At 65.0% G+C, this 20,515-nt stretch carries 17 protein-coding genes; 12 read left to right on the forward strand and 5 right to left on the reverse strand.

Annotation, left to right across the window (positions count from 1 at the left end):
- Positions 1–87 precede the first annotated feature (87 nt).
- From ABIG06_RS11515 to ABIG06_RS11535, 5 genes are all read left to right on the forward strand, one after another.
- Positions 88–555 (forward strand): hypothetical protein, encoded by a 468-nt coding sequence (locus ABIG06_RS11515; protein WP_370140825.1) that lies wholly within the window; start codon positions 88–90, stop codon positions 553–555.
- A 126-nt stretch (positions 556–681) separates the two neighbouring features.
- A complete protein-coding gene (gene murA / locus ABIG06_RS11520; RefSeq protein WP_124162473.1) occupies positions 682–1,977 on the forward strand; it encodes a UDP-N-acetylglucosamine 1-carboxyvinyltransferase in 1,296 nt (431 codons plus the stop codon).
- A gap of 83 nt (positions 1,978–2,060) precedes the next feature.
- Complete coding sequence (locus ABIG06_RS11525) at positions 2,061–3,455, forward strand: MATE family efflux transporter (protein WP_370136507.1); 1,395 nt, start codon at positions 2,061–2,063, stop codon at positions 3,453–3,455.
- The gene (locus ABIG06_RS11530; protein ID WP_124162471.1) at positions 3,452–3,940 is read left to right on the forward strand and encodes a DUF2867 domain-containing protein; all 489 of its coding nucleotides are present in this window, start codon (positions 3,452–3,454) and stop codon (positions 3,938–3,940) included. Before ABIG06_RS11525 ends, ABIG06_RS11530 begins: the two co-directional genes overlap by 4 nt.
- The gene (locus ABIG06_RS11535) at positions 3,937–4,587 is read left to right on the forward strand and encodes a 2-hydroxychromene-2-carboxylate isomerase (RefSeq protein WP_370136509.1); all 651 of its coding nucleotides are present in this window, start codon (positions 3,937–3,939) and stop codon (positions 4,585–4,587) included. The genes ABIG06_RS11530 and ABIG06_RS11535 overlap by 4 nt, the downstream gene beginning before the upstream one ends.
- A gap of 1 nt (position 4,588) precedes the next feature.
- Here the strand turns inward: ABIG06_RS11535 and ABIG06_RS11540 are convergent, their stop codons facing one another.
- Positions 4,589–5,704 carry an FUSC family protein gene (locus tag ABIG06_RS11540; RefSeq protein WP_370136511.1) on the reverse strand — a complete coding sequence of 372 codons (1,116 nt, stop codon included), beginning with the start codon at positions 5,702–5,704 and terminating at the stop codon, positions 4,589–4,591.
- Between the two features lie 118 nt (positions 5,705–5,822).
- Between ABIG06_RS11540 and ABIG06_RS11545 the strand changes: the two genes are divergently transcribed.
- From ABIG06_RS11545 to ABIG06_RS11555, 3 genes are all read left to right on the forward strand, one after another.
- Positions 5,823–7,193, forward strand: coding sequence for an MmgE/PrpD family protein (locus tag ABIG06_RS11545; protein WP_370136512.1), 1,371 nt, complete (start codon positions 5,823–5,825; stop codon positions 7,191–7,193).
- 186 nt (positions 7,194–7,379) lie between these two features.
- Positions 7,380–8,297, forward strand: a complete 918-nt coding sequence (locus ABIG06_RS11550) for a pirin family protein (protein WP_370136515.1) — start codon at positions 7,380–7,382, stop codon at positions 8,295–8,297.
- 92 nt (positions 8,298–8,389) lie between these two features.
- Positions 8,390–9,304, forward strand: a complete 915-nt coding sequence (locus ABIG06_RS11555) for a phosphoribosylaminoimidazolesuccinocarboxamide synthase (RefSeq protein WP_370136517.1) — start codon at positions 8,390–8,392, stop codon at positions 9,302–9,304.
- A gap of 36 nt (positions 9,305–9,340) precedes the next feature.
- Here the strand turns inward: ABIG06_RS11555 and ABIG06_RS11560 are convergent, their stop codons facing one another.
- Complete coding sequence (locus ABIG06_RS11560) at positions 9,341–10,477, reverse strand: SbmA/BacA-like family transporter (protein WP_370136518.1); 1,137 nt, start codon at positions 10,475–10,477, stop codon at positions 9,341–9,343.
- Between the two features lie 324 nt (positions 10,478–10,801).
- Between ABIG06_RS11560 and ABIG06_RS11565 the strand changes: the two genes are divergently transcribed.
- A complete protein-coding gene (locus ABIG06_RS11565) occupies positions 10,802–12,184 on the forward strand; it encodes a hypothetical protein (RefSeq protein WP_370136520.1) in 1,383 nt (460 codons plus the stop codon).
- A gap of 160 nt (positions 12,185–12,344) precedes the next feature.
- Here ABIG06_RS11565 and ABIG06_RS11570 read toward each other — a convergent pair whose 3' ends face one another.
- Together ABIG06_RS11570 and ABIG06_RS11575 are read right to left on the reverse strand one after the other, a co-directional pair.
- A complete protein-coding gene (locus ABIG06_RS11570; RefSeq protein ID WP_124162464.1) occupies positions 12,345–13,838 on the reverse strand; it encodes an NAD-dependent succinate-semialdehyde dehydrogenase in 1,494 nt (497 codons plus the stop codon).
- A gap of 107 nt (positions 13,839–13,945) precedes the next feature.
- Complete coding sequence (locus tag ABIG06_RS11575) at positions 13,946–14,266, reverse strand: hypothetical protein (protein WP_124162463.1); 321 nt, start codon at positions 14,264–14,266, stop codon at positions 13,946–13,948.
- A gap of 342 nt (positions 14,267–14,608) precedes the next feature.
- On the opposite strand from ABIG06_RS11575, the gene ABIG06_RS11580 reads away from it, so the two are divergent.
- Positions 14,609–15,805 carry a serine hydrolase domain-containing protein gene (locus ABIG06_RS11580; RefSeq protein ID WP_124162462.1) on the forward strand — a complete coding sequence of 399 codons (1,197 nt, stop codon included), beginning with the start codon at positions 14,609–14,611 and terminating at the stop codon, positions 15,803–15,805.
- 198 nt (positions 15,806–16,003) lie between these two features.
- A complete protein-coding gene (locus ABIG06_RS11585) occupies positions 16,004–17,698 on the forward strand; it encodes an AMP-binding protein (RefSeq protein WP_124162483.1) in 1,695 nt (564 codons plus the stop codon).
- A gap of 110 nt (positions 17,699–17,808) precedes the next feature.
- Here ABIG06_RS11585 and ABIG06_RS11590 read toward each other — a convergent pair whose 3' ends face one another.
- Positions 17,809–18,810 (reverse strand): adenosine kinase, encoded by a 1,002-nt coding sequence (locus ABIG06_RS11590; protein WP_124162461.1) that lies wholly within the window; start codon positions 18,808–18,810, stop codon positions 17,809–17,811.
- A 126-nt stretch (positions 18,811–18,936) separates the two neighbouring features.
- On the opposite strand from ABIG06_RS11590, the gene murJ reads away from it, so the two are divergent.
- Positions 18,937–20,472, forward strand: coding sequence for a murein biosynthesis integral membrane protein MurJ (gene murJ / locus ABIG06_RS11595; RefSeq protein WP_370136522.1), 1,536 nt, complete (start codon positions 18,937–18,939; stop codon positions 20,470–20,472).
- Positions 20,473–20,515: the final 43 nt, after the last annotated feature.

Genomic DNA, 20,515 nt, shown 5'->3' on the forward strand with positions numbered 1-20,515 from the left:
GGGTGCACATGGCCTGAACCTCCCCCCGCTCGTTCGCGACGAAGTGGCATGAACCCCTTGGCCATTCCGGCCGGGAAGCCTCACGCCATGATCGCCTCTGCAAGGCCCACTTCCACCGTACCGCCCCGCCGCCTCGGCATCATCGGCAGCATCGTCGGCGTGCTGGCGCTGTTGTCGGCGGTACTGCCACATTGGGTGGTGCCGATCGTGTTTCCGCCGCCGCCGGCGGACAAGGTGATCGTCGACACCGGGCGTCGCATCAAGGACCGCATCGTCGCGAAGGTGAAGGGCGTGGAATATCAGGCCCCGAAGGTCGAAAAGTCGGCTGGACGAAGCTGGAGTGAAACCGCCTCGGTCGCCGCGATCTCGCTCGGCCTGCTCGCCATCCTGTTCTCGGTTCTCTCGTTGATCTTCCGGGAGGAGCGGCTCCTTGGCGCCGTCGCCGCCACACTCGGCACCGGCGCCATCGCGATCGAGATCTCCTTCTTCATGATGGGGGCGTTGATCCTGATCGCAATCCTCTATGTGATCGGGAATATCATCGGACTGTTCTAAGGGCGGCTGCCCGCCACAAGCTTCAGGCGGGCCTGCGAGTCCGGGCCAGCACAATTGCTCCCGCGCTCAATTCTCTGTAGTTTCCGCCGAAACGGCCCCGCCCACCAACAGGACAGCGAGAATCACGTGGCGCCCATCCAATACATCGTCGAGGGCGGTCACCGGCTCTCGGGCTCGATCGAGCCGTCCGGCAACAAGAATTCGGCGCTGCCGATCATCGCCGCCGCGCTGCTCACCGAGCATCCGGTGACGCTTCACAACGTGCCGCGGATCCGCGACACCGAGACGCTGGTCGAGCTGATCCGCTCCGTCGGCGCGTCGGCGGAATGGAGCTCCCGCAATACGCTGGTGATTCACGCCAAGAGCATCCGCGCCGCCGACCTGGACCCCGAGCTCTGCGTGCGCATCCGCGCCTCGATCCTGCTCGCCGGGCCCCTGCTCGCCCGCTGCGGCGAGCTGATGCTGCCGCCGCCCGGCGGCGATGTCATCGGCCGGCGCCGGCTCGACACCCATGTGCTGGCACTTGAGCAGCTGGGGGCAAAGGTCACCGCGACCGACCGGCTGGAGTTCCGCGCGCCGAAGCTGACCGGAGCGGACGTCTTCCTGGACGAGCCCAGCGTCACCGCGACCGAGAACGCCCTGGTGGCGGCGGTCGCCGCCGACGGCGTCACCTATTTGCGCAACGCGGCGTCCGAGCCGCATGTGCAGGACCTCGCCAATTTCCTGGTCGCGCTCGGCGCGAAGATCGAGGGCATCGGCACCAACACCATGATCGTGCACGGGCCGGCGACGCTGGGGGAAACGACCTACCGGATCCAGCCCGACCACATCGAGGTCGGCTCGCTGATCGGGCTTGCCGCCGTGACGCGCTCGCCGCTGCGCATCACGCGCGCCGGCGTCGAGCATCTGCGCTCGATCCGCATGGGTTTCGAGCGCCTCGGCATCCTCTGCCGCGTCGAGGGCGACGATCTCATCGTGCCCTCGAACCAGACGCTGAAGATCCAGGACGATTTCGGCGGCCATGTGCCCAAGCTGGAGGACCAGCCCTGGCCGGCCTTCCCGGCCGACCTGATGTCGATCGCGATCGTCACCGCCACGCAATGCGAGGGCGTGATCCTGATGTTCGAGAAGATGTTCGAATCGCGGATGTTCTTCGTCGACAAGCTGATCGCGATGGGCGCGCGCATCGTGTTGTGCGACCCGCACCGCGCCATCATCGCCGGCCCCAGCCGCCTGCACGGCGCGACGATGACCTCGCCCGACATTCGCGCCGGCATGGCGATGCTGCTCGCCGCGGTATGCGCCGAGGGCACCTCGACCATCAACAACGCCGACCAGATCGAGCGCGGCTATGAGCGCATCGACGAACGGCTGAACGCGCTCGGGGCGAAGATCAAGCGCGTGCCTGAGAGGAAGGGCTGAGGTCCTTCTTCCTTCTCCCCTTGCGGGGAGAGGGAAGAAACGTGGGCCATGTTTTCGACGTGTGGCTGTGCTATTGAGCCGCCATGCTCGACACCGTCCAACAACATGCGCAGCCGCAGGCCGGCGTGCCGCCAAACCATCTCGCCCTGGAATTCGTCGAGACGCTGCGCCTCGCCGTGCCGTTGATGCTGACGCAGCTCGGGCAGATCGCGATGATCACCACCGATCTCGCGATGATCGGGCGGCTCGGCGAGGATGCGGTGGCCGCGGCGGCGCTGGCCCATACGGTCTATTTCGTCAGCTTCACCTTCGGGCTCGGATTGACGTCCGCCGTGTCGCCGCTGGCGGCGCAGGCGTTCGGCGCCGGCGATGTCAGGCTGATCCGCCGCTCTCTGCGCGTCGGGCTATGGATCGCGCTGCTGATCTCGCTGCCGATGATGGCCTCGCCGCTCTATGGCGAGCAGATCCTGCTCGCGCTCGGGCAGGCGCCGCATTCAGCCAATCTCGCCCAGCGCTACCTGAACGGACTTGCCTGGGGCATTGCACCGGCGCTCGGCTTCATCGCGCTGCGTGGCATGATGAGCGCGGTAAACCGGCCGCAGGCACCCCTGTGGATCACGGTCGCGGCGATCCCCGTCAATGCCGCGCTGGTCTATGCCCTGATCCACGGTCTGTTCGGCGTGCCGGAACTCGGCCTGTTCGGTGCGGGGCTTGCGACCACGCTGGTCAATCTCGGCACCTTCGTCGCCGCTCTCGCCATCGCCGGGCTGCGCAAGCCGTTTGCGGACTACCGCCCGCTCGCACGTCTGTGGCGGATCGACTGGCCCTTGATGCGCCAGCTGATTGCGATCGGCGCGCCGATCTCGTTTTCGCTGCTGATGGAATACGGCCTGTTCTCCTCGGCGGCACTGCTGATGGGATTGATCTCAACCACGGCGCTCGCCGCGCATCAGATCGCGCTCCAGGTCACGGCCGTGCTGTTCATGGTGCCGCTCGGCATCGGCATGGCGGCGACGGTGCGGGTCGGCCATGCCTTCGGCCGCGGCGATCCCGCGGCCGTGAAGCGGGCAGGACTGGCTGCGGCCGTGCTCGGCGTCGCGCTGGTGTCCGCGCTGACGATCGCCATCATCATCGGGCGCTACCAGCTCGGCCGGCTGTTTTTCGGCGCCGGCAGCGAAAGCGCGGCCACCGTCGAGCTGACCGGGACGCTGCTGGTGGTCGGCGCCACCTTCTTCATCGCCGACGGCCTCCAGACCATCATGGGTGGCGCGCTGCGCGGCCTCAACGACACCAGGATGACGCTGCTGTTCGCGGCGATCGGCTATTGGGCCGTCGCCTTTCCGATCGCCTGGGTGCTGGCGTTCGATGCCGGGCTCGGCGCGGTCGGCGTCTGGATCGGATTCTCGGTCGGAACGTTCGTTTATGCCGGGCTGCTGATCTTGCGCTTCCGGATGCTGACGCGCAGATTGGCGGGATGATCGGGACCGTCCGGGAAGTCACGCCTGAGGTCGATGCCAATGCACTGCTGGCCGGTGCCCAGTTCATCGACGCGTTTCGCGTGGAAATCGGCGCGACGGCAGTGAATGCCCGCGAGGCCTGCACCAGGATGGTGCTGGACGGACCGCGCTGGATCGACGCACTGCTGCGCCTGCGCAACATTCTGGTGAAGCCGTTCGGATTGAAGACATCGGGCGAAGGCGCCCCGGCGCCGCACGGCCTGATCGGCCTGTTTCCGGTGCTGAGCGAGACGCCGGAGCAGCTCGTCGCCGGCTTCGACGATTCGCACCTCGATTTCCGCATCGTCGTCGACGTTTCAGGCAATGCCGCGAGCCGGCAGGTGACCTCGACCACGCTGGTGCGCACGCACAACTTGCTCGGCCGGACCTATCTCGCGCTGATCATGCCCTTCCACAAGCTCGTCGTCCGCAACATGATGGGACGGATCGTGGAGCCTGTCCGATGACGCTGTCCGTCGACCTCTTCTACTCCTATCGGAGCCCTTACAGCTATCTGGCGCTGCCCAAGACGCTGAAGCTCGTCGAACAGTATGACCTCGCAGTGAACCTGCGTCCGGTCTATCCGCTGGCGATCCGCGAGCCGGGCTTCTTCAAGAAAACCAACCCGCAATTCATTCGTTATGTGGTGCTCGACAGCACGCGCGTAGCGGAGCACGAGGGCATTCCGTTCCGTTTTCCCCGGCCCAATCCGATCGTGCAGGACCTGACCACGCTCGAGGTCGCGGCGGAGCAGCCCTACATCCATCGCCTCACTCGCCTCGGCGCCATGGCGCAGCTCGAAGGGCGCTCGCTTGCATTTACCTACGCGATCGCGCGCGTATTGTGGGACGGCTCGGTCTCGGGGTGGAACGAGGGCGATCACCTGGCACGGGCCGCCGAACGAGCCGGCTTCGATCTCGCCACGATGGATACGGCCATCACCGCAGATCCGGACCGTTACGAGCGGGTGATCGCGGAGAACGAGAAGGACCACGCGGCATCAGGCCATTGGGGCGTGCCGACCTTCGTGTTCGAGAACGAGCCGTTCTTCGGCCAGGACCGCATCGATCTCCTGGTCTGGCGCATGCAGGGCAAAGGGCTGAAGAAGCGGTAGCTTATTCCGCCACCCGCGCGGACTTGCCGGCCGCAGCCTCCGACCATTCACCGACGACGCGGTCGAGGTCGCACAGATTCTGATGCATCTGCTCCAGGGAGAAACCGAGCGCGAAGAAGCGCTCGGCGGTGTCGCTGGGCTGGCCGCGAATCAGGCCATCCTGGCGGACCAACGCGACCGCCTCGGCATAGCGCTGGAGCGCGACGTGGACGGGATGGATGGGCGGCGCACCGGCGCCTTCGCGCAAGGCCGCGGCGGCCAAGCGGAGGAAGCGCGCGATCACCGTCGAGACCTCGGTCAGCGGTCCCGATAATCGCGTCTGCACCTCGATCGGCAATGGCACGACCGTCGCCCGGCCAATCATGACGACGTCATGTCGCAGCCGCAGGATGGTTCGCAGCAAGGGACCGGTATCAGGGCCACTCGACAGGCGCACGGCGCGCTCGCGCTCGGCCTCGGAGCCAATCGCGTTGAGGCTGACCATGGCCGTGCCGATGCCGTCCTGGATCCGGTGCAGCGCGTCGTTGTCGCGGCCGCGCGTGAGGCCCGCGAGCAGCTCGGTGAAGGCATCCGCGATCAATTCGAGCAGCGTCGCCGCGCTGGCGCGGATTTGCCGCACCGCGCGCGAGGGCAGCACCAGGAACGAGACCAGCAGGCCCGTGACGGCGCCGACCGCGACCTCGCTGACCCGGTCGATCGCCGAGGTCATGGGATCGGAATGATGCATGGTCGGAATCAGGAGCACGATCACGGCGGTGACCGTGGCGGCGCTGAGGCTCGGATGGATCGCGGCGATGAAGGCGAGCGGGGCGACGGAGAGGACCAGAAGCCCCAGCAGGCCGGCTTCGCTGGAATAGGGAATCAGGATCGCAATGGCGCCGCCATAGACGGCGCCGCCGATGGTGCCGAGCATGTAGTCGCGCGTCGCTTTCAGCGAGCGGCCGACGCTCATCTGGGTCACGATCAGCGAGGTCAGCACCGCCCAGAGCGGCAGCAACAGATGCAGCGCGGTCGCGATCGCATAGGCCGCAGCCGCGGCCACCGTGACCCGGATCGCCAGCCCCAATTGCGTCCGCCGCGACCTGATGTGGTCGAACAGCTCTTTTTTGAGTGCCATCGAAGTCCCGGTCCGATCCTGGAAGCCAAGCAAAAGCATGGCTGATGCCCGCAGCCCCAAGGCCGCTTGAAAGGCCAAATCAGCCCGCCTAACTTGCGCGCCAAAACGAGGAAACACGATGGCCCACGAAACCGCAACGCTCGCCGCCTATGTCTTCCATCTGAAATACCAGGATATTCCGGCGGAGGTGCTGGATCGCGCAAAAGTGCTGACGCTGGACTTCCTCGGCAGCGCGATCCGGGCGAGACGCGAGGCCGAATCGACCCCGTCGATGCTGAAAATGCTGGAGGCGCTGGCGCTCGATACCAAGGGCCAATCCACCGTGTTCGGCGATGCCAAGACCTGGACGCCGGCGGTCGCGGCGCTGCTCAACGGCGCGCTCGGCCATTCCCTCGACTTCGACGACACCCACGCCGATTCCTCGCTGCATCCGAGCGCACCGGTGGTTCCTGCCGCCTTCGCCGTCGGCGAGATGGTCGGCGCGTCCGGCCGTGACGTGCTGACCGCGATCGTCGCGGGTTATGAGGTCTGCTGCCGACTCGGCAACGCGCTCGACCCGACCTCGCATTATGCGCGCGGCTTCCACCCGACCGCGACGGCCGGCACCTATGGCGCGGCGGCGGCGGCCGGCAAGCTGTTCGGCCTCAACGAGAAGCAGCTCATCGCCGCCTTCGGCGTCTCCGGCAGCCAGGCCGCGGGCTCGCTGCAATTTCTGGTCAATGGCGCCTGGAACAAGCGCTACCAGGTCGGCGCCGCCGCGATGAACGGCGTGATCGCCGCGACGCTCGCCCGCAACGATTTCGTCGGCGCGACGGAATCGGTCGAGGGCAAGCACGGCCTGCTCGCCGGCTATACCGACGACGCGCATCCGGACAAGGCGGTGGCCGAGCTCGGCAAGACCTACGAGACCATGAAGATCGGCGTAAAACCCTATCCGAGCTGCCGCTACACCCATGCGGCGATCGACGCGCTGATCGCGATGCGGCGCGAGCACAATCTGACGCCGGACCAGGTCAAGCGCGTCGAGATCGGCCTGCACCGCAACGGCATCACCCTGACGGGCGATGCCGCCACCAAGCGACACCCGCGCTCGATCGTCGGCGGCCAGTTCTCGATGTTCTTCACCGGTGCGCTCGCGCTCGACCAGGGCTCGTTCGGCTGGGACGATTACAACCGGCTCGGCGATGCCGCGATCGACGCGCTGGCCGACAAGTTCGACGTGGTGCAGGACGACCGCCTCGAGATCGGCCGCACCCATCCGTTCGGCGCCCGCGTCAGCATCACGACAGAGGACGGCGTGCATGAGCGGCTTTATGCCGATCCCTCCGGCGAGCCGACCTCGTTCCCCGACACGCAGGCGATGCAGCAGAAATTCCTGACGCTGGCCCGCCCGGTGCTGAACGCACGCGCGGAGAAGTTTGCGGACGCGATCATGACGCTGGAGCGGTTCGATCGCGTGGCCAAGGCGACGGAATTGGGAAGGTCGTAGCCGTCCCATTCGCCTCGCCCCGCTTGCCGCGCTATCGCATCTGATCGTGACGGTGAAGCTTCGACGACAGCTTGTCACACGTCGAATCCGGCTGCCCTGCGGCAAGTGCATGATTGCGGGGTTTGCCGCGACGACGATGTGGATTCCTGCTACGATCGCGCTCAAGGAAGTCAAAAGGAGTCCTCCATGAGCTGGCAACCCTCGAACGATCCCGTGCTCGGCGATCCCATGTCCTGCGATGCGCTCGATCTCGTCATCGTGCCGCGGACGCGCGATCTCGGCGATGGCTTCGCGGTGCGCCGCGCGCTGCCGCATGGCAAGCGGCAGATGGTGGGGCCCTTCATCTTCTTCGATCATTTCGGCCCGGTGCAGTTCGTCTCCGGCAAGGGCATGGACGTGCGGCCGCATCCGCATATCGGGCTCGCGACCGTCACCTATCTGTTCGACGGCGCGATCATGCATCGCGACAGCGAGGGTAACGTCCAGGAGATCGCGCCGGGCGCGATGAACTTGATGACGGCCGGCCGCGGCATCGCCCATTCCGAACGCACGCCGGATGCGCAACGCGCCTCGGGCCAGAAGATGCTCGGCCTGCAAAGCTGGATCGCGCTGCCGGCGGGATCGGAAGAGATCGCGCCATCGTTCCAGCATTACGGCGCCGGGGACCTGCCGATGATCTCCGAGCGCGATTTTACCGCACGCGTGATCGCGGGCTCGTCCTTCGGCATCGCCTCGCCCGTCACAATGGTGTCGCCCTGGTTCTACACCGAGGTCACGGCGGTCGCGGGCGCGACGGTGCCGCTCGATCCTGATCATGAGGAGCGCGCGATCTACCTGGTGGACGGCGAGGTCGAGATCGCGAACGAACGTTACGAGGGGCCGCGGCTCCTGATCTTCCGGCCGGGCGACCGCATCACCGTGAAGGCGCTCAAGGCGACGCGGATGATGTTTCTCGGCGGCGATGCGCTCGAAGGCCCGCGCCACATCTGGTGGAATTTCGTCTCCTCCAGCAAGGAGCGGATCGAGCAGGCCAAGCAGGACTGGAAAACCGGCCGCTTCGCCGCAGTTCCGCAGGAACACGAGTTCATTCCGCTGCCGGAATAGGCTAATCCGGTTTCCGGCTGCGCCATCCGGCGCGGCCGGATTCTTGGCCGAAGGCCATGCCTGCAAAAGATTTGTTTGCGAAAGCCATCCCGATGACCACCATGCTCTCCAGCGACCTGCCGCTGCCCAAGATCGGACGCGGCAAGGTGCGCGACATCTACGCCGTCGACGACGATCGCCTGCTGCTCGTCACCACCGACCGCATCAGCGCCTTCGACGTGGTGATGGGCGAGACCATTCCGATGAAGGGCGCCGTGCTCACGCAAATCAGCGCGTTCTGGTTCAATGAGCTCGAAGGCGTGGTGCCGCATCACATGATCAGCGCGGACACCGACGAGATCGTTGCGGCCGTGCCGGCGTTGAAGCCGCACCGCGCCGAGATTCTCGGCCGCGCCATGCTGTGCAAGCGGACCACCGTGTTCCCGATCGAATGCGTGATCCGCGGCTATCTCTCAGGCTCCGCCTGGAAGGAATATGCCGCGAGCGGCACGCTGGCCGGCGAGAAGCTGAAGGCAGGCCTCGTCGAAAGCGAGAAGCTGGAGCCCGCGATCTTCAGCCCCGCGACCAAGGCCGAGAGCGGCCATGACGAGAACATCACCATCGCCAGGATGCGCGAAGTGGTCGGCGAGGAGGTCGCCTACACGCTGGAGAGCATGACGCGCGCGATCTACACGCTCGGCGAGGAGCTGGCGCGCGAGCAGGGCATCATCATTGCCGACACCAAGTTCGAGTTCGGCCGCGACAAGGACGGCCGCATCATCCTGATCGACGAGGTGATGACGCCGGATTCCTCGCGCTTCTGGGCGGTGGATGCCTACAAGCCCGGCCAGCCGCAGGCGAGCTTCGACAAGCAGCCGCTCCGCGATTATCTCGACGCCGAACGCCGCGCCGGCCGCTGGAACGGCGATGCCCCGCCCCCGCCGCTGCCGGCCAGCGTCGTCGATGCGACCAGCAAGCGATATCTGGAAGCGTATCGGCGCGTGACGGGGACAGAGCTGAAGATTTAGCCCACTCCTTTGTCGTCCCGGCGCGACGCGCTCGTCTCAGGCGTCCGACGGCGCGATGCGATTGCCAGGGATCGATCGATGACCCGCCTCAGCGCCGGGCGCGCGATCCGCGTCGAGGGCCAGCAGGAGTTCGGCAACCCGGTTGGCGGAGGCGGTCCATTCCGCGAGCTTGGCATAATTGTCCGTGAACCAGTTGAACGCGGTCTGGACCACGACGAATGCCGCCGAAGCCTGAACCACTTCGCCCAGCGTCATCGTGCCGCCAAGATACTTGGGGAGGCAAAGCAGGAGCCCGACCACCGGCGTCACCAGCAGACCCGTATAGGTCACCAGCGTCATCCGCATCAATTGCCAGCAGTAAATTCGCCAGATCGCAATCACGGCTTTCAAGGCGGCGCCGACGGCGTGGCGGCCGTTCATGCCGGCCTCCTGCATGACCTTGCCTTCGCGGCTCTCGCGCACGTGCGTGCCGATGGCCCGCAGTTCGGCTTCCATGCGCTTGTTTTCCTCGATGACCCGCGTCAGACGGCCGGCAGTCAGCCAGATGCCGATCACCAGCAGGGCGGAATACGCGATCACGGCGAGGACGAGGTAACCGGGAATTGCAAAGGCGATACCGTCGAAATCGATTTCCAGGCTGCCGCCGACCGACCATAGCACCCCGACGAAGGTTGCAATCGTGAGCACCGATTGAAGCAGGCCTGTCGCCAGATCGATCGGGAGGTCCGTCGCGACCTTGGCATCCTCGGCGATGCGATACTCCGGTGCCTCGTGATGTCCCTGGATTGCGTTGCGCCTCGGAAGACGATCATCCGCCAGCCAGTCGCTATAGAGGCTGTTGCTCAGCCACTCGCGCCAGGAACGCTGCAGGGTCATGCGCGCCCATACCGAGAACACGGTCAAGGCGATGCTCGCCGCCGCCAACGGCAGAAACCGGAACGCCTGGGACAGAAGCTCCGCCTGGTCCTTCCGGCCAATGGCGTTGAAGAAGTCACGATTCCAGAAGTTGAGTCCGTACTGCGTCAGGAGCTGCAGGATGACGTTGACGATCAGCGCGACCACCAGCAGCCACGCTGTCCATGCCGTAAGTCCGCGCCAATATCCCGAGGCGCTCTGCCAGAAGCGGCCTAAGAGTTGCTTTTCACCCTGAGCGAAAGAAATCCTCGTCAGCATTCGCGAGCCGCAATCTTGCGCGCGCGCCACCATATGATGCCGCTAGCGCTAGACTATGCAGTCACGCCCGAGGGCTTTTGATCTGCGTCAAGCGCAGTTGCCCGACCTCATCAGTTCGGTTCCCTGGACCAAGCAGCATGAGAAAGCATGGCGCCATCACGCACTAGTGAAACTTACCGCAGGACAGCCGCGGCCCTAGCGAGTGAACACAAGGGCCGGCAGGTGCGACCAACGTTCTACAGCGGAAGACTTGCCACAGCGCCTGTCTCGGCCGGCCGCATGTCAGGAGGTCCGAGGCAGCATTTTGGTATCCGGAGACACCATATGCAGCTGAAAGATAAGGTCGGACGGTTCGCGGCGACGGGTCGCAGCTGCCAGAACTGGAAAAAGGACCAGGAGCTGGTCATTTCGCTGCTCAACAAGATCTCCATTTCCGACGGCGGTGCCGAGAACATGCTCAAACCGCAGCTGGTCGTGACCGGTCACGCCAGCGATAGCCTCTACAGCTCGATTCTATATTTCCAAAAGAAGAACTTTCCCGGCACGCCCGACGGTTACATTCGGCCTGCGGGCCCGACATTCAAGCGGCTCGTCGAACTGTCGACAAAGGCGGTCGCCAAGCCCGCCCCGCAAAAGGGCCAGTGGGATGCCGTCGCTACTCCTTCCGTCAATGCTGCACTTGGCAAAGGCATCGCCGACGATTCAAAGCTGGATTACGCGGAGGTGGTCGATATCATCCGGGCCACCGTCACGGACGGCATGGTCACCGCATTCGAGCTGGACGACCTGCTCACCATTGCGAATACCTCCAGAACGCTCTCCCCTACTTCGAAAAAGCTCATCAACCTTTTCGTCGGCGACGAAAAGAAGAAGTGGCTCGGAATCGGGCCATACGATCTCAATTCCGATCACAAGAAACTCGCCGCAGAAATGGTCTGCGATTTCCTCAAGAACACGAGGACCACGTTCTTTCCGAAGCTCGACCCGCACCGCGTCGGGATAGGTATTCTCAGGCGCATCGCGAAGCCGAGCCTCATCGATCAGGATAAGGGAAGTCTGTGCGGGCCCTCCGCGCTGATGTTCAGCTATGCATCCGATAAGCCGGGGCACTACGCGCGGTTCGCGATCGACCTGTATCAGAAGGGGCATGCGAATCTTGGCCGCCTGCTGATCAAGCCGGGAAAGGATGTGAGGAACTACACGCCGCCCTGGTCGCTGGACCACGTCGATTGGCTGACATGCGCCTCCATACGCGATTCAGAGAATTGGTTCCTCGATTTCGACGACACGGGCAAAATCAGCGATCTTGCCGGCGTCACCCTGCCGAGCGAAATGGAGCAATGGTTCCGCAAGGCCGGATACCGGGACGTGCGCGAGAATACCAACATCTCGCGATTCAACAAAGGCATCGACGATGTAAACGAAGCCAACACCCTGCTCGATCGGGGGTATCGCGTATGCCTCTTCATAAGCGCCAATATGACGGACTATGATGATCAGTCCGATAAAGGCTCCGCGTTCACGATGCACTGGGTCGTGTTGCGCGAAAAGATACAGGTCGTGAACGGGTACGTGAAGGCGAAGGTTTTCTCATGGGGCAATGGCGATTACGAGATCCCGCACCCGAATAAAGCCGGCGCCATAAAGTCCCTCGCCACGAAGGACTTTCTCATGAACTTTTACGGGTACGTTGCTGCCAAGGCGTGATTGGCGTGAAGCCTTGGCTGATCCCGCCTTCGACGGCCGGGCGTGTGCCGGCCGGCGAAAAAATGCGGGTCGTGAAAGGCGAAGGTAGCGGCACAGACTTCGAGTTTAATCTCGAACGGCCAGAGTTGAGTCGCAACGACCCGTAACACGAGGCCGGGGGCTACACCCCCGCCATCATCACGTATTTGATCTCGACATATTCTTCCATGCCGTGATGCGAGCCTTCGCGCCCCAGGCCGCTTTCCTTGACGCCGCCGAAGGGCGCGACCTCCGTGGTGATGAGGCCGGTGTTGACGCCGACCATGCCCGACTCCAGCGCTTCGGCGACGCGCCAGACGCGGCCGAGATCGCGGGAATAGAAATAGGAGGCTAGACCGAACGGCGAGGCATTGCACATCGCGATGACGTCGGCCTCGTCCTTGAAGCGGATCACCGGCGCTAGCGGGCCGAAGGTCTCCTCCTGCGACACCAGCGAGTCCGGCTTGACGTCGGCCAGCACGGTCGGCTCGAAGAACGAACGTCCGAGCTCGCTCCGCTTGCCGCCGGTAACGACCTTGGCGCCGCGCTTCACGGCATCGGCGATGTGGCGCTCGACCTTGTCGACGGCCTTCATGTTGATGAGGGGCCCTTGCGTGACGCCGCTCTCGGTGCCGTCGCCGATCTTCATCGCTGCGACCTTCTTCGACAGTTTTTGCACGAACTCGTCGTAGATCTTGTCCTGGGCGTAGAGGCGGTTGGCGCAGACGCAGGTCTGGCCCATGTTGCGGTATTTCGAGACGATCGCACCTTCGACCGCCGCGTCGATGTCGGCATCGTCGAACACCACGAACGGCGCATTGCCGCCGAGCTCGAGGCCGAGCCGCTTCACGCCGACCGAAGCCTGCTGATAGAGGATCTTGCCGACCGCGGTCGAGCCGGTGAAGCCGACGAAGCGCACGGCCGGATGCTCGCACAGCACCTTGCCGATCGGCGGGGCATCGCCGGTGATGATGTTGAAGACGCCCTTGGGCACGCCGGCCTTCTCCGCCAGCACGGCGAGCGCCAACGCCGACAGCGGCGTCTCGTTGGCGGGCTTCAGGACCACGGTGCAGCCGGCGGCGAGCGCCGGGGACACCTTGCGCGTGATCATCGAGTTCGGGAAATTCCATGGCGTGATCGCACCGCAGACGCCGATCGGCTGCTTGATCGCGAGCAGCCGCGCATCGGGACGTTGCGTCGGGATGGTCTCGCCATAGACGCGGCGCGCCTCCTCGGCGAAGAACTCGACATAGGCGCCGCCGATATCGACCTCGCCCAGCGCCTCGGTGAGCGGCTTGCCCTGCTCGGAGGTGAGGATCAGCGCGAGGTCCTCGCGATTGGCGACGATCAGCTCGAACCATTTGCGCAGGATGTTGGAGCGCTGCTTGGCGGTGTGCTTGGCCCAGGCCGGAAAGGCGCGCTCGGCGGCTTCGATCGCTTTGGTGGTCTCGTCCGCACCAAGCTGCGGAACCTTTGCAAGCTCGACGCCGGTGGCGGGATTGTTGACGGCGAAGACCGGTGTGCCGACCCAGGCGCCGTCGATGTAGCAGGCCTCCTTCAGCAGCGAAGGATCCTTCAGCCGGTCGCGCAGGGTGGCGGTGGCTTGCGGGGCGCGTGCGGCGGCGGTCTGGGTCATGGCGTTTCTCCCTAGCGGCGATCGGATCGGCCGCAATATAGGGATGGACGATGCGCAATGCACCGCCCTGCAACGCACGTCAGATGGCAGTTAAACTGGCAGCGGCCTTACGCCGCGCCGCTCATATAGGTCTCGCGGCGGCCGATCATGCGCTCGGCGGCGGCCTTGGCATCAGCCTTCGACGAGGTCGCGCAGGTCCGGTATTCGAGATCGGGGACCGAAGAGGTGTCGCGGCGGCCGAACCATGATTTCGAGCCGACCGGCAGCAGCGCCAGCGCCTGCGCCAGATTGTCGACCGCACCAAAGGAATAGAGTGCGCCGGTGCCGGCGATGCGGACCTCGTAAATGCCGGGCGAAATCGGCGCCTCCAGGTTCTCTCCCCGTCCCTGACGGGGATAGCGCTTCCATTCGCTCCAGGTCGAAATCATCTCAGGTCCCCCTCGCCACCCGTCCACGGACGGCAACATTGCATCAAATCTTAGTCGGCCCATGGACCGGGTGCTGAACGCAGCAGCTCACGAAATGTTTCAGGCGTCCAAAAACTCGTGAAACATATCGCCTGGAGCCCAATCCAGGGTGAGGGCGACGTGCGGCCATCCACCGCAGATTGCGAAGGAGCGTCGCCGTTCAGCCCGTGTCGTCCTGCGTGGGGCCAAGGCCGTCAAGTCACGACATCGCGACCGGCGCACGCGTGTAGATGCGCTTGCCGCGCCGGGCATGTGGGACGACAATCGATCACTTCCAACAATAATCAAACCCGAGGAAACGCCATGCAAAGCAAAGCACAGATCGATGAGATTCTGCGTCAGAAGAGCGAGGCCAAGGAGATTCCGGGCGTCGTCGCGATCGCCGCGAGCGGTAACGACGTGCTGTATCAGGGCGCGTTCGGCAAACGCGACCTGTCCAAGCCCGACGCGATGACCGATGACAGCGTGTTCTGGATTGCCTCGATGACGAAGGCGGTGACGTCAGCGGGCGCAATGCAGCTGGTCGAGCAGGGCAAGCTGTCGCTGGATGCGCCGATCGGCGACGTCCTTCCCGATCTCGCCAATCCGCAGGTGCTGGAAGGCTTCGATGCCAACGGCGAGGCGAAGCTGCGCCCGGCGAAGGGACCTATCACGCTGCGCCAGCTCATGACCCACACCGCCGGATTCTGCTACAATATGTGGAACGGCGATCTCGCGGTCTATCTGGACAAGAACGGCATCCCCGCCATCACCACCTGCCAGAATGCGGCACTGAAGACCCCGATCATGACCGACCCCGGCACGCGCTGGGAATACGGCACCAATATCGATTTCGTCGGCAAGGCCGTGGAAGCCGTCAGCGGCAAGCGGTTGGATGCTTACCTGCGCGACAATCTGTTCAGCCCGCTCGGCATGAACGACACGGCCTTCAAGATCGCCGACGACATGCGCAAGCGCCTGGTCGGCATGCACGCGCGCGGCGAGGACGGCCAGCTGGCTGCCATCCCGTTCGAGCTCGAGCAGGAGCCGGAATTCCACATGGGCGGCGGCGGCCTCTACTCGACCGCGGCCGACTACATCAAGTTCACTCAGATGATCCTCAACAGGGGCCGCGGCAACGGCAACCAGGTGCTGAAGGCCGAGACCGTTGCGACGATGGGGCAGAACCACATCGGCGATCTCGCCATGGGCAAGATGACGACGGCGGCGCCGATGTACACCAACGACGTCGACCTCTATCCGGAACAGGTGAAGAAGTGGGGCCTCAGCTTCATGATCAACACCGCCAAGACCGCGGAAGGACGCAGCGCCGGGAGTCTCGCCTGGGCGGGCCTCGCCAACACCTATTACTGGATCGACCCGGCCCGCGACGTCACCGGCGTGATCCTGATGCAGCTGTTGCCGTTCGCCGATGCGAAATGCCTGGAGGCGTTCGCGGGATTCGAGCGCGGCGTTTATGCCGGGCTGGATGCGGCTGGAAGCGGGCAGAAGGCGGCCTGAAGGCGCGGCTCTCACCAACCCGTCATGGCCGGGATCGTCATGCCTGCGCGGCCGAAGCCGCTTCGGCGCGGCGAAGACCCGCCCATCCACGTGCAGCCGCAGGGCACAAAGACGTGGATGCCCGGGTCGAGCCCGGGCATGACGACCGAGAGACTATGCTGGGTGTTTTGACGAGAGGATTTCGACTTGGCTGACAATTTGGCTGATAAAGCGGATAGTTACGTTTGCGGTATCTCGGACGCGCCGCTGCTCGGCGACACCATCGGCCGCAGCCTCGACCGGGCTGTGCGCCGCTGGGGCGATCGCGAGGCGCTGGTTTCGCCCAGCCACGGCGTCAGATGGACCTGGAAAGAATTCGCCGAACGGGTCGATGCACTCGCCGCGGGCTTTCTCGCGCTCGGGCTCGCACGCGGGGAGCGGATCGGCATTTGGTCGTTGAACCGGCCGGAATGGACGCTGACCCAGTTCGCCGCCGCCAAGGCCGGCCTGATCCTGGTGACGATCAATCCGGCCTACCGGCTCAGCGAGCTGGAATTCGCGCTGAAAAAGGTCGGCTGCGCGGCCATCGTCACCGCCACCGCGTTCAAGACCAGCAATTACATGGAGATGCTCAACACGCTGCTGCCGGAGCTGGCGGACGCCAGGCCCGGGCAGTTGCAGGCGGCGCGATTGCCGGCCTTGCGGATGGTGATCCAGATCAGCGGCCCGGCGGCCTCAGGCACTGTCGCGTTCGAGGAGGTCGCGCGCATGGGCCAGGCACAGCATCGCGAGCAGCTTGCCGCGCTCGGCGCCGCCCTGCAATTCGACGACCCCGTCAATATCCAGTTCACCAGCGGCACCACGGGATCGCCGAAAGGCGTGACGCTGACCCACCACAACATCCTCAACAACGGCTATTTCACGGGACGCGCGATGCGCCTGACGGAGCAGGACCGCATCTGCATTCCGGTGCCGCTCTATCATTGCTTCGGCATGGTGATGGGCAACCTTGCCTCGGTCACGCTCGGCACCACCATGGTCTACCCGGGCGAGGGTTTTGATCCGCTCGCGACGCTGCGTGCCGTCGAGCAGGAGAAATGCAGCGCGCTCTACGGCGTGCCGACCATGTTCATCGCCGAGCTCGATCACCCCGAGTTCAAGACGTTCGATTTGAAATCGCTGCGCACCGGCATCATGGCCGGCGCGCCCTGCCCGATCGAGGTGATGAAGCGCGTCAACACCGAGATGAACATGCGCGAGGTCACCATCGCCTATGGCATGACCGAGACCAGCCCGGTCAGCTTCCAGAGCGCAACCGACGATCCGCTCGAGCGGCGCGTCTCCACGGTCGGCCGCATTCACCCGCATGTCGAGGTGAAGGTCGTCGATCTCGAAGGCAAGATCGTCAAGCGCGGCGAACGCGGCGAACTCTGCACCCGCGGCTACAGCGTCATGCTGGGCTATTGGGAGGAGAAGGAAAAGACGGCCGACGTGCTCGACGCCAATGGCTGGATGCATACCGGCGACCTCGCCACCATCGACGACGAGGGTTATTGCAACATCGTCGGCCGCATCAAGGATCTGGTGATCCGCGGCGGCGAGAATCTCTACCCGCGCGAGATCGAGGAGTTTCTGTACCGTCACCCCAAGATCCAGGATGTGCAGATTTTTGGCGTCGCAGACCCCCGGTACGGCGAGGAGCTCTGCGCCTGGATTCGCGTCAGGCCGGGCGAAATGCTGACGGCCGAGGAGGTCCGCGCCTTCTGCGACGGCCAGATCGCCCACAACAAGATCCCGCGCTATGTCGAGTTCGTCGATGAATTCCCGATGACCGTGACGGGAAAGATCCAGAAATTCGTGATGCGCGACGCGGTGGAGCAGCGGCTGGGATTGAAGGCGGCGCAGACAGCGTGAGTCTCGCCGTCATTGCGAGGTTCTTGCGACGAAGCAATCCGGGCTGTCTCTGCGGAAACAGACTGGATTGCTTCGCTTCGCTCGCAATGACGAGGAGAGAGTCGCGCGCTCTACGCGGTCAGCCCGCGCTGCTGCGCCAGCTCCTTGAGCGACACCTGCGGACGCGCACCGATGTGCTGAATCACCTCGGCGGCCGCGAGCGCGCCGAGCTCGCCGCACTGCTTGTACGCAAGATTGCGCGCCAGGCCATAGAGAAAGCCGGCAGCGAAGAGATCGCCGGCGCCCGTGGTGTCGACCACCTTGTCGACCGGGAATGCCGGCGCGGCAACGGCGTCTTCCACCGACACCACCATGCAGCCCTTCTCGCTGCGGGTGACGACGCCGAGATTGACGTCGTTGCGCAGCTGCTTCAGCGCGGTGTCGAAGTCCGAGGTCATGTAGAGCGAATGCAGCTCGGATTCGTTGGCGAAGACGATGTCGACGGTGCCGCCCCGCATCAACGAGAGAAACTCGTCGCGATAGCGGTCGACGCAGAAGGAATCCGACAGCGTCAGCGCCACCTTGCGCCTGGCGTCATGGGCGATCTTGGCCGCCTTGACGAAGGCATCCTTGGCGTTCTTGGGGTCCCAGAGATAGCCCTCGAGATAGACGATTCCGGCACTCGCGATTTCGGCCGGGTCGATATCGGCGGGCGACAGGTCCTGCGCCGCGCCGAGATAGGTGTTCATGGTGCGCTCGCCGTCGCCGGTGACCAGGATGTAGGAGCAGCCCGTGGCGGGGCCGTCCTTGGCGGCGGGCGTGTTGAAGGCGACGCCGGCGGCGCGGATGTCATGCACATAGAGGTTGCCGATCTGGTCGTCCTTGACCTTGCCGACATAGGCGGCGCGTGCCCCCAGGCTGCCGATGCCGACGATGGTGTTGGCGGCCGAGCCGCCCGAGACTTCCGTCGCCGGACCCATGTCCTTGTAGATGGCGGCCGCGCGAGCCTCGTCGATCAGCGACATGCTGCCCTTGGCCATGCCATGCTTGGCCAGAAAGGCCTCGTCGGTCCTGACCAGCACGTCGAACAGCGCGTTACCGATGCCGAGAACGTCATATTTCACGTCAGCCATTCACCTTGATCCTGTTTGCCGGATTGCGATCCTTACGGAAATCCGCTTCCTGTCGGCCTGAAATCCAAGCTCGCGGCCTATCATGACCGGGCCGGCGCGGGCAAGCAACGGTATGATAAAGGGCCGATGATCCGCTCCTTCCTCACCGTCTCGACGGGAACGCTGGCCTCGCGGCTGCTGGGTTTTGCCCGCGATTCAATGATTGCGGCGCTGCTCGGCACCGGCGCCGTGGCGGATGCGTTTCTCGCGGCGTTTCAGCTCGTCAACGTGGTGCGCCGGCTGCTCAGCGAGGGCGCGCTGAACGCGGCGCTGATCCCGGCCTGGCTGCGCATCAGAGATCGCGACGGGGCGGCAGCCGCAGCGGCGTTCGCCGGGCGCGTGCTCGGCACGGTCAGCGCGGCCCTGATCGCGATGTCGATCCTGCTCGCGTTGCTGATGCCGCTGGTCATCACGGTCGTCGCACCGGGCTTCCTTGGGAGCGGCACGCTCGATCGCGCGGTCGAGAGTGCGCGGCTGATGCTGCCTTACCTCGCCTTTGCCGGTCCCGTCACCGTGCTGATGGGACTGCTCAATGCGCAGGGCCGCTTCGCGCTGACGGCGTTCTCGCCCCTGTTGTTCAACATCGCGCTGATCGCCGCGATCGCGGTGCTGCTCGCCTGGCATGCTGACGCCAGTTTCGCTGCGTGGATGTTGGCGGCCACCGTCGGCATCGCCGGCCTGCTGCAACTTCTGATGCTGCTGTCGCAACGAAGCGCGCAACTTGCGGCGCCGCTGCGCGCAAGTTTCGACAAGGAGATGCGCGGCTTCTTCGCCAAGGCGATCCCCGGCATGCTCGCAAGCTCGGGCCCGCAATGGCTGATGGTCGCGGGCGCGATCATCGCCTCGGCAACACCATCCGCCGTATCCTGGCTCTATTTCGCCAACCGCTTGATCGAGCTGCCGCTCGGCATCGTCGGCGTCGCCATGGGCACGGTGCTCGTGCCGGAGCTGACGCGCGCCGTGAGCAGCGGCGATCGCGACGCCGTGGCGCATGCCGAATCGCGCGCGCTGGAGCTTGCGGCCGGGCTGGCACTGCCCGCGACGCTCGGCCTGGTCGTGCTGGCCGAGCCGATCGTGCGGCTGCTGTTCGAGCATGGTGCGTTCGGCGCGGGCGACAGCGCGGCCACTGCGCATGCGTTGATGTGGCTGGCGCTGGGACTGCCGGCGCATGTGCTGATCAAGGCGCTATCGCCGGCCTTTTATGCCCGGAGCGACACGATGACGCCGCTGCTGGCCACGGCCAAAGGCTTTGTGGTCGCAGTCGCGCTTGCCCTCCTGCTCGGCCACCTCGTCGGCACGAGCGGAATCGCCGCCAGCATCGCGGCCGGCGCCTGGAGCAGCGCGCTCTCGCTGCTCCGCAAGGGCACGAGCGAGTTCGGCTTCTCGGTCGATGCGAGCGCCCGCAAGCGGCTGCCGCGGATCGCGCTCGCCGCCGCTGCCATGGGCACTCTGCTCTGGCTGACTGCAGGCCTTGTGCCGGCCGGAGCCCATGGCATCATCGATTTCATCGTGCTCGGCGCGCAGATCGCGGCCGGAATCGCTGTCTACGGCCTGCTGCTGCAGATCCTCGGAGCGGCGTCCTGGCGCGAAGCGGTTCACGCGTTGAAAGGGCCCGCTCATTAGAGTGCGCGCCAACGGCTCTTCACCTCTCCCGTCGGGAGAGGTC

The organism is Bradyrhizobium sp. USDA 326 (genome assembly GCF_049739485.1).
GTDB lineage: Bacteria > Pseudomonadota > Alphaproteobacteria > Rhizobiales > Xanthobacteraceae > Bradyrhizobium.